This is a genomic window from Caballeronia choica (genome assembly GCF_001544535.1).
Lineage (GTDB): Bacteria > Pseudomonadota > Gammaproteobacteria > Burkholderiales > Burkholderiaceae > Caballeronia > Caballeronia choica.
This window is the reverse complement of the sequence record NZ_FCON02000218.1, coordinates 1-8,781: the sequence shown is the minus strand read 5'-3', so window position 1 is coordinate 8,781 and position 8,781 is coordinate 1. Positions and strand designations below refer to the sequence as shown.

Sequence of the window (8,781 nt, the reverse complement as noted above, 5' to 3'; positions counted from 1 at the left end):
GGTTCGCCGCCTTGCAGCCGATCGCACAGGGACTGCTGGGTGAATTCGGCGGCACGGGTGCCGAGGTTGGTCGGGGCTTGACGCTGCGCATGGATCACGGTTCGCAGTACACGGCCGATGACTTCCTCAACCAGGTCAGGTTCTGGGGCGTCACGCCGAGCTTCGCCTTCGTCGCCGAACCGCAAACGAATGGCGTCGCTGAGCGCTTCAACCGGACGCTGAAGGAACAAGCCATTCACGGTCGCATCTTCAGGAACCTGGAGGAAGTTCGGGCCGCGGCCGTCGAGTTCAAAGATCGTTACAACCGTCATTGGCGTCTCGAAAAACTGGGCTCTATGTCACCCCATGAAGCCCGTCACGCAGCCACCATGAAAGAGGCCGCCTGAGTTGCAAACCCGTGTCCAGACAATCCGAGCCGGTACACGACAAGGACGGCAAACACTATTGAGCGCCAGGTGTCGGGACGCCATCGATGCGGAAATGACAACGAAGGAAGCGAAGGATTTACAGGTCGGCGACGTGCAAGTGCAACGCCGGGATGGTCCGTTACAAGGTCATCGCCGTGACGCCCATCGGCAACGGGGGATATGTGGAAGTGAAATGCGAGCAGGTAAGCAAGCCGTATAACGTGAGTGTCGCGACGATGCCTGCTCATACACAGGTGCAATTCTTGACTTGAACATCGGGGCTGTCTGTTGCCGAATGATTCGCCGCTACTACCTTTTCGAAAACCAAATGACCCACCCGCATCGACTTGCTTCGAAGGTCCACTTGGACCGTAATGCGCACCTTGAACACGACAATCGTCGCCTGCGTGAAGCGCTCCGCATGATCTCGGACATCGCGGAAGGCAGCACCACTGCGAATAGTTTGCCGAACATCGCGCGCCTCGCGCGCAATGCGCTTCTCGCTGGCCCACCAGCGAACCCGACACTGTTCGACTCGACTCGTCGTGCACAGCAGCAAGGATGAACGGCACTCTTACGCTCGGCGACGTTGCCGCGCGAGCGAGTCATCTTGAGGTCGCGTGCTCGCGCTGTGATCGGCACGGCCGCTACCAGTTGGCCCGGTTGGTGGCAGCCCTTGGCGCTGACTTCCGGTTGACAGACCTTGGTTCGGAGATCGCCAACTGCCCGCGAAGAGCAGCGGCGGTACACGAGCGGTGCGACATCTATTTCCCAGGACTTAAATCGCTCATGGACGGCGAGGCGGGTCGTCCTTCGGCAGAAGCGTAGCGATGAAGCGATCACCTGATGCGCCGCGCGCGCCGATTGCAGACGACTGGCAAGATTCGGCCCAGTAGTGGTCAGCAGCTTGCTGGCTCATTGCCGCCGCTGAGCATCGTGCGTCCTACTGACCTAGCGAAGGGACGTAAACGGGACTATCTGGGCTCTCTGACAGACATTTCCGCCAGATACTTTGCGATCTCGTCTAGTCTCCAGCCCAACTTTTCCGGCGCGGCTTTCGGTTTGATAGATTGCGCTTGTCGATCGTATTTCTGTGCTGATAGCTAAGTTGTTTTGGCCACTCTCGCGCGCCAGCCGCCGGTACTCTTGATAACCGTTTTTATCAATATTTGCTTATTCGCCGGCCCGTGCCGTTCGGAAGGCGTGGTCCACAATGAGCATTTGTCGCGAAGCGCGGCATGGAAGACGATCACGGTGTGTTTCACGGCGTTCCGGCGGTTCAGTGGCAGCCCGATCGGGATGATTGCCGCCGACGATCAGGAAGACGGACTCAGCCTTCAGCGCGAGCGGCGAGCGGCGAGCCGTCGATGCCGACTGGCTGGCCGATCACATGGGGACTTGCCGGTTTTGTCGCCGCCGAGCAGATAGGTGCGATCGCGGTCGAGCACATTGTTCTCGTCCAGTAAAAGCGCCTGCAACGCGCGCCATGGCCCTCAATGTCGCGCATCGACACCAGGATCACGTAATGCGAGACGCCTCACGGCCGACAAAGCTATATGGACGGCAGGAAACTCGGGCCTGACGAAAGTCCGCGCTGCGGCGGAAGCCATCCGTGAGTTCGAAGCATCCTTTGGCCCCTGCTTGGCCCTTGCTTGGCCCCTGCTTGGCCCCGAGGGAGCAGTGGATGCGATGGGAGTGATGCAATAGCCCCTGCAGGGGCCGTGTAGGGACCGTGTAGAGGCCTTGAAAGACCCGGACGATGCGGATAGACCGCGAGCCGACTGAGCGCATCGTCTCCAGCCGCCCCCTGTCGAACGATGACGTGAAAAGGCGAAGGTATGCCGAACTCACCGTTCCAGGAGTGCTCCATATTGCAGCCTTTTAACAGTGCTTGCCTTAAGGCTATACGTTTTTTAGTAGCTTTAAAATTTCAACGAGTGTCTTGTAGTCACGCCAGAATTCTTGTGCTAACGTCGTCAAGTTTCTCGCGTCCCTGACGCATCGACCTACGATCTGGCCTTGAGCCCGATCCGATTTTTATTAAGCCGGAAACCCCGGCCGCAGTGATTGCTTATGGCAAGCGCATCGGATCCTCCGCCCTGCGCAGCCCCCTGAGTAATATTTTCTTGAGTGCTTCGGCGGGCTCTCGTAGTCCGTCCATTGCAAGCACACTGACTTTCCTTCGGGCCTCGCCCCACACCTCCACGTTTGTCCGGGCAGCATCGCCCAACTTTCCTCGCAGCTTCGGCGATCAACAAGTCGCCCATCAAAACCATCGCGTCCACGCTTCCCGTTTCGCTGCGCCGACAGCAAACGCAGCAAGCACGACACGATGATTTCACCACCTTCTGCGACCCGCTCATCGAAGCGCTCAACGAAGGAAATCCCGTTGGCATACGCGTCACTGCTTCGCACGTAGCAGTGACGCGTTTACGCATATCCTCGTCGCCCGCATCACATGAGGCGCCCGTCTTCCGACGTGATAGTTAAGCGCAAGTCAGCGCGTCGAACCGGCCAACCGGCGAACGACAAACGACAAACGACGTTATCGGCATGCAGCACCCGGCCACAACAGTCCACCTCCAGGTGGCGGCCACAGATCCCTAAACGAACGCAGGACCCGGCTCGCTGGAGCATGCCGGCGCAACACAAACAATGAACAACGACGAACAACTCCAACGAGAAAAGCATGAGCAAGTCCACCTCACCGCCGAACCGTCCGCGATCGACCGAAGCGAAGTTCATGGCAGCGTCGCTCCATAAGGGGGCGGCGACCCTCACCCGACAGAAGATGTTGACCACCTTCAAAGCATTTGCCGCCCATGCGAAGCAGGGGCGCTATGGAGCGGTCGATCCCGCCACAGTCACAGAGAAACAGATTCGTAACTATGTGGCCGGTCGCATCGAAGGCGGCATCACGCCGCGCACGATCCAGAATGAAGTCAGCCATCTGCGCCGCGCTCTGCGCGGCGCAGGGCGCGGCGAATGGGCTGATTCTGTAACCAATGCACAGCTCGGCGTGCCGGCCGGCACCCGCATCGGCACTGGCCGCGTGGTCGATGCGCACGTGCTCGCTTACGCCCTCGAGCACGCGCCGACTGACACCCGTGCCTGGATCCAACTCGAGCGTTCCTTGGGCTTGCGACGTGAAGAGATGATCGAAAGTCACAAGAGCTTGAGGCAGTGGGAGACGGCGCTCATGCGCGGCCAGAGCTTTGTCACCATCCGTCACGGCACCAAGGGCGGGCGTGTTCGGGATACTGCAATTCCGCCGCCCTACCGTGAACGAGCACTGGCCGCGGTCAAAGCAGCGTTGGAGGTGGTGACACGGCGGGAACATCTCGTCGACTCGCCCACTGCTCGTGCAGCTCAGAAGCAGGTCCATGATCGCTTTGCGGCGCTGGGCCTGACGGGCAAAGACTCAGGCCACGCGTTGCGCCGAGCCTTCTGCCGCGACAACTACGAGTACTACCTCAGCGAAGGCCACAGCGTTAAAGAAGCGCTCGCGCTGTGTGCGCGAGACCTCGGTCACGGCGAAGGCCGCGGCCGCTGGGTCTGGAACAACTATCTAAGGGCGACCTATGAGCAACAAACCTGAATTCGTGACCGCTCTTCGATTGCCAAAGGGCAGCGTATGGAAGGTCAAATCCGAGCTGGTCGGAGAAACGCGACTGGAATGTCTTTCGGACTCTGCGGAAGCTCTCCCGCGAGTAAAGATCTCACCCGAGGCTTTCGAAGTGCTCAGAAGTCTCAAGAATCGGGGGGAGACGATCCGGGAGGTTACAGAGAGGTTGATCTACGCTGCAGTTGAGCAGCCCAGCCAAGATTCGCGTTCACGATAAGAAGCTCGCGGTGGCAGAAAAGTAACCGAAAAGTGTCAGATATCTGTCAGTTCGGGTCTAAGGCTGGTCGAAAGAGCGTTACGGGTGCGCGCTAAGAGGCCGAAAAGTGTCAGTTAAGTGTCACTTTTCGGCGATTCCAGTTACCCCATGACCCCATGCCCTCGTGCTCGGCACGAAGATGAAAAGTGACAGATTCCGGCCTATCGTTTTTAGGCTCGATGGTCATTGGCGCATATGTAGCATGCGCAGGATCTGAAGGTCGTCACCGTCGAGGCGATAACCACCTCGATAGTTGTGGTGCTCACGCCTCGCTCGCGACCACCACGATCTATGTGCAGGCCGAGAAAAAGCGCGTGCTCGAAGAAGTCGCCGGCTACTACGCTCGGCAGTAGCCCGAAGCGGGTTAGTCGCGTCTCAACCGCGCTAACCGACGCGCAGCCACGGGTTCTTGAATCTCGTTGCTGTTCCAAAGCGCGGTGCCAAGGGTAACGAACACCGGCTGGCCCGGCGCCCGGCGTATCAGGCCTTGGTCACGCCTTTCGCGCGTAGCAGCGCGGCGTACATGTCACGGTAGTTTTGCCAGCAGATGGCAATGGAGAAGGATTCGACGATCCGCTCACGCGCACGCTTTCCCAGGCTCTTGCGCTGCTCGATACTGAGGGTCGCCATTTTTTCCAGCGCGTTCGACAGCTCGACGGGATTGCGCGGTGGCACCACCAAGCCGGTATCGCCAACGAGCTGCCCGGTATCGCCGACGTCCGTCACCACGCACGGAACGCCGCACGCCATTGCTTCTCCGACGACCGTCGGCAAACCTTCCGTCCGCGACGAAAGGCACAGGATGTCGAAAGCCGGCATGATGGCGCGCAGGTCGTTGCGGGGACCCAGCAAGTGACATGCGCCAGTCAGGCCGAGCTCGTCGATGGTGCGTCCGAGTGGCTCGTTGTTCGCGTCGACATCTCTTCCGACCATGACGAAATGGCAGTCCGCCACGCGCGGGCGAAGCAGTGCGGCCGCGCGCAGGAAGTTGTCGTAGTCCTTGGCGGGATTGGCGCGCCCGACGATTCCGATCAGTGTCGCGTGGGAAGGCAGGCCGAGCGAGCCGAGCAGCGCGGCCCGCGCAGTGGCATCGGGCACGAACGTGTGAACGTCGAAGCCGTTATGAATCACCCGCATCTTCGAGCGTTCATAACCGTAATCTGCGTGCGTCCTGAATGCCGCGTTGGCGCAGCAAATCACTGAATCGGGCATCCGGTTGGACGCCATGGCGCAAAGGCGTGCCAGCGCCTTGAGCAAGACCCCGACCTTGGCGGTGGGCACTTCCGTTCGATGGACGCCCCATACGAGCGCAAGCCGGTGACGAGGCCCGCGAAGCCGGAACACCAGGCGCGCCAGCAACGCGGCGGCACCGCCGAAAATATCCGCGTGATACATCCATGTCTGGACGATGTCCGGCCTCGCCTCGACGATCCATTTCGTCAATCGAAGGAGGAGCAGCGGGTTCGGTGCACCCGGTCGCATTCCGAGCAGCCTGACCTCGGCTCCCGCCGCGCGAAAGCGCTCGGCCATGGTATCCATGTCGGACAGGCAAATGACCACGTGCTCGATGCCGGCGGCTCGCGACTCGGCTACGAGATTCAAGAGCAGCGCCTCGGCGCCGCCCACGCGGAGACCCGAAATGATATGGACGATTTTCATATTTTGAACGGCGTGACATCCATTGGGTTTAGTACGACGACGGTCTTGCGGGACAACGCTGCCACGCCGTGTTTGGCATTTATGGCAGGTCGCGGGCTATCGACCATGTCGTTGCGTGCATTTAACCCGTCTTTCTGATCCCGACGCGCCTCATTGACACGTGATTCGCTGTTGTCGAGAAGGTTAAGTGATCGTTCAACCTGCTCACCGTTCGGGATCAAACATATGCAGGAGCGCCCGTCGATGCCGACTGTATCTCGAGCCGGATTGTGCGTTGGCCAATACCGGAGTGGCGATTGATCTGCTACAAAGTAATCCGGCCTGGGGCTTGCGCTAAAGCAATTCACGCAGGTCGAATTGCAACGAAATTTGTGTGCGGTCTCGCGCGTGACGAGAAAATGAAAAGCTGATAGCTTACTGCGACATAAGGCCATGCCGGTAAAGAACCGAACGCCGGAATGTCATGAAGCGCGAGCGCTGATTGCCGAAGCACGGCCTTGAGAAAACGACTTTAAACGTGGAGCACATCTTGAGCGGCGAATGATCGCGATGGTTCATATTGCATCCTGCTGGCACTGAACTCCAAAACAACTAACAACAATATCGAGCGCTCGACGAAGCGCTGTGCGAGGTCAACAAGATGAGTCCGGGTTACGGCGTATTCACCGTTTCACTTGATTTCGAACTATATTGGGGGGTCAGGGATAAGCGGACCATCAATGAATACGGCGAGAACTTGCGCGGCGTGCGGGGTGCCATTCCGGAAATGCTGCGCGTGTTCGGAGACCACGACATACATGCGACGTGGGCTGTGGTCGGCTTTCTCTTTTGCAATGACACTGCTGAGCTGAAGGCGAGTTTTCCGGCAAAACTGCCGACATACGAACGACCCGGCTTGTCGCCATATGAGTATATCCACGAGAACGCTTCTCTAGACGGACTTTATCACTTCGCCCCTGAGCTCATAAAAAGACTCGCCGGGCAGAGCGGCCAGGAGATTGGCACGCACACATTCTCGCATTTTTATTGCCTGGAAAACGGGCAGAATCTGGACCAGTTCGAAGAGGATATTTCGGCGGCGTCCAGGATGGCGGCGGCGCATGGACTGTCGATGAAGAGCCTGGTTTTTCCGCGCAACCAGTGGAACGAGAAATACCTATCATCGCTGCCGAAGTTTGGTGTTCAGTGTTATCGGGGAAATCAGACCGGCCGAATCTATGAAGCGTCGGACGCAGCAGGCCAGGGAAGAGTAAAGAGAGCGGTCCGCCTTGTCGATGCATATCTGAACCTCTCGGGGCACAACACGTATACATTCGATTCGTGCATCCCGCGCGCGCCGTTCAACTTTCCGGCAAGCAGTTTTCTGCGGCCATATGCCAGGAAGCTGGCGATTTTAGAAGGCCTGCGACTGCGCCGCATCAAAAAGGCAATGACGCATGCGGCTGTCAACAAACGGCTTTACCACCTCTGGTGGCATCCGCACAATTTCGGAAAAGACGTTGCCCGAAACATCGAATTTCTCGAGAAGATCGCCGAGCATTATCGCGCGCTGAACAGAACCTACGGCTTTCGCTCGTTGAACATGGGCGAACTGAGTCAACTGGGGGAAACGCATGGAAAGCAATGAACCGCGCGTAGTATTGCTATGCGGAGAAGGACTCTCGTCGGTCGTGATGTATAACAGCCTCGCGGGCGTCGTGAATGTCGAACGAGTAATCATGGAGGCCAGGCCTTCGGCGACCCGTTTGATATCGAGAAGAATCACGCGGCTGGGCGTGTTCAAAACCGTCGGCCAGTTGTTATTCGTGGTCGCGAACAAGTTTGCCGCGAAGTTGTCGGCAAAGCGCATCGATCAGCTTTTGCAGCGCTACGCGCTGAATCGCAACGCGATACCGTCGCACGTGGTGTCGAAAGTGAGCAGCATCAATAGTGAGCAGGCGATTGAGCTGCTCAGGCAGGCCAAGCCCGATGTGGTGGTCGTCAACGGAACGAGGATTCTGTCGCGGGACGTGCTGGCGTCCGTCGACGTCAGATTCATCAACACGCATATGGGCATTACGCCGAAATATCGCGGCGTTCACGGCGGCTATTGGGCGCTCGCGAATGGCGATCTGGAAAACTGCGGGGTAACCGTTCATTTGGTCGATCAGGGTATCGATACCGGCGGAGTTCTCTATCAGCAAACGATAAGCCCTGAAAAACACGATAACTTCAATACCTATCCTATCCATCAATTGGCGGCTGCCATTCCGCTGATGCGTACCGCTATCGACGACGTCGTTGCAAGTCGGGTTAGCGTGAGGCCGGGCGTCCTTCCTTCCCGCCTTTGGTATCATCCGACGCTATTCGAATATATGCGACATTGGCTGATTAAAGGCGTGAAATAGCGCGGCTTATTATGAATAAAAAAGCCCGCCAAGGAGAGCGGGCTTTGATCCGAGCCTGGGAGCACCACCCCACCAGGCTCAGAAGGAAAACGAAACTTACTGCCTGCTTGGACCAACCCCTTGGACCCCACACCCCGTCCCGTTCTCCTTTTCTAAACTTTCTAAACCAACCGAAGCTTAGAACTGTCCAGCCTTGACCACGCCACCAAGGTTGTTGATCGAGTTCGAGATGGTCGTGAGGTCCACCTTCGTGTGCTGCGATGCGTCGACTTGGGTCACCGGGGCGACGTTGGTCTGCGGGCTGCCGAACGAGAAGCCGCCGTTATAGTTGGCGTTCACGCCGTTGTTTTGGAAAATGCTGCCGCCACGGACTGCGCCCATTTCAGCGCGGTCAAGGTCTTTGTCGATGGACAGGTTTGCGATCGTCAGGGCCATGATGAATCTCCT

General features: G+C 58.3%; 7 protein-coding genes. 5 read left to right on the top strand and 2 right to left on the bottom strand.

The genetic code is table 11. The annotated features are described in order from the left end of the window. The 3 genes from AWB68_RS40135 to AWB68_RS40120 form a co-directional block, all read left to right on the top strand. On the top strand, positions 1–386 hold a 386-nt coding region (locus AWB68_RS40135), incomplete at its 5' end, for an integrase core domain-containing protein (RefSeq protein ID WP_143282017.1). 349 nt (positions 387–735) lie between these two features. Beyond that, a complete protein-coding gene (locus AWB68_RS40130) occupies positions 736–972 on the top strand; it encodes a hypothetical protein (protein WP_125483209.1) in 237 nt (78 codons plus the stop codon). Positions 973–3,096: 2,124 nt separating this feature from the next. After that, positions 3,097–4,005, top strand: coding sequence for an integrase domain-containing protein (locus tag AWB68_RS40120; RefSeq protein WP_087649736.1), 909 nt, complete (start codon positions 3,097–3,099; stop codon positions 4,003–4,005). A 763-nt stretch (positions 4,006–4,768) separates the two neighbouring features. Here AWB68_RS40120 and AWB68_RS40115 read toward each other — a convergent pair. Then, complete coding sequence (locus tag AWB68_RS40115) at positions 4,769–5,947, bottom strand: glycosyltransferase family 4 protein (protein WP_087649735.1); 1,179 nt, start codon at positions 5,945–5,947, stop codon at positions 4,769–4,771. Positions 5,948–6,587: 640 nt separating this feature from the next. Here AWB68_RS40115 and AWB68_RS40110 point away from each other — a divergent pair. After that, positions 6,588–7,574, top strand: coding sequence for a polysaccharide deacetylase family protein (locus AWB68_RS40110; protein ID WP_087649734.1), 987 nt, complete (start codon positions 6,588–6,590; stop codon positions 7,572–7,574). Beyond that, positions 7,561–8,334, top strand: coding sequence for a formyl transferase (locus AWB68_RS40105; RefSeq protein ID WP_200828932.1), 774 nt, complete (start codon positions 7,561–7,563; stop codon positions 8,332–8,334). The genes AWB68_RS40110 and AWB68_RS40105 overlap by 14 nt, the downstream gene beginning before the upstream one ends. Positions 8,335–8,511: 177 nt before the next feature. Here the strand turns inward: AWB68_RS40105 and AWB68_RS40100 are convergent, their stop codons facing one another. Further along, positions 8,512–8,769, bottom strand: a complete 258-nt coding sequence (locus tag AWB68_RS40100) for a hypothetical protein (RefSeq protein WP_087649732.1) — start codon at positions 8,767–8,769, stop codon at positions 8,512–8,514. Between the last annotated feature and the right edge of the window lie 12 nt (positions 8,770–8,781).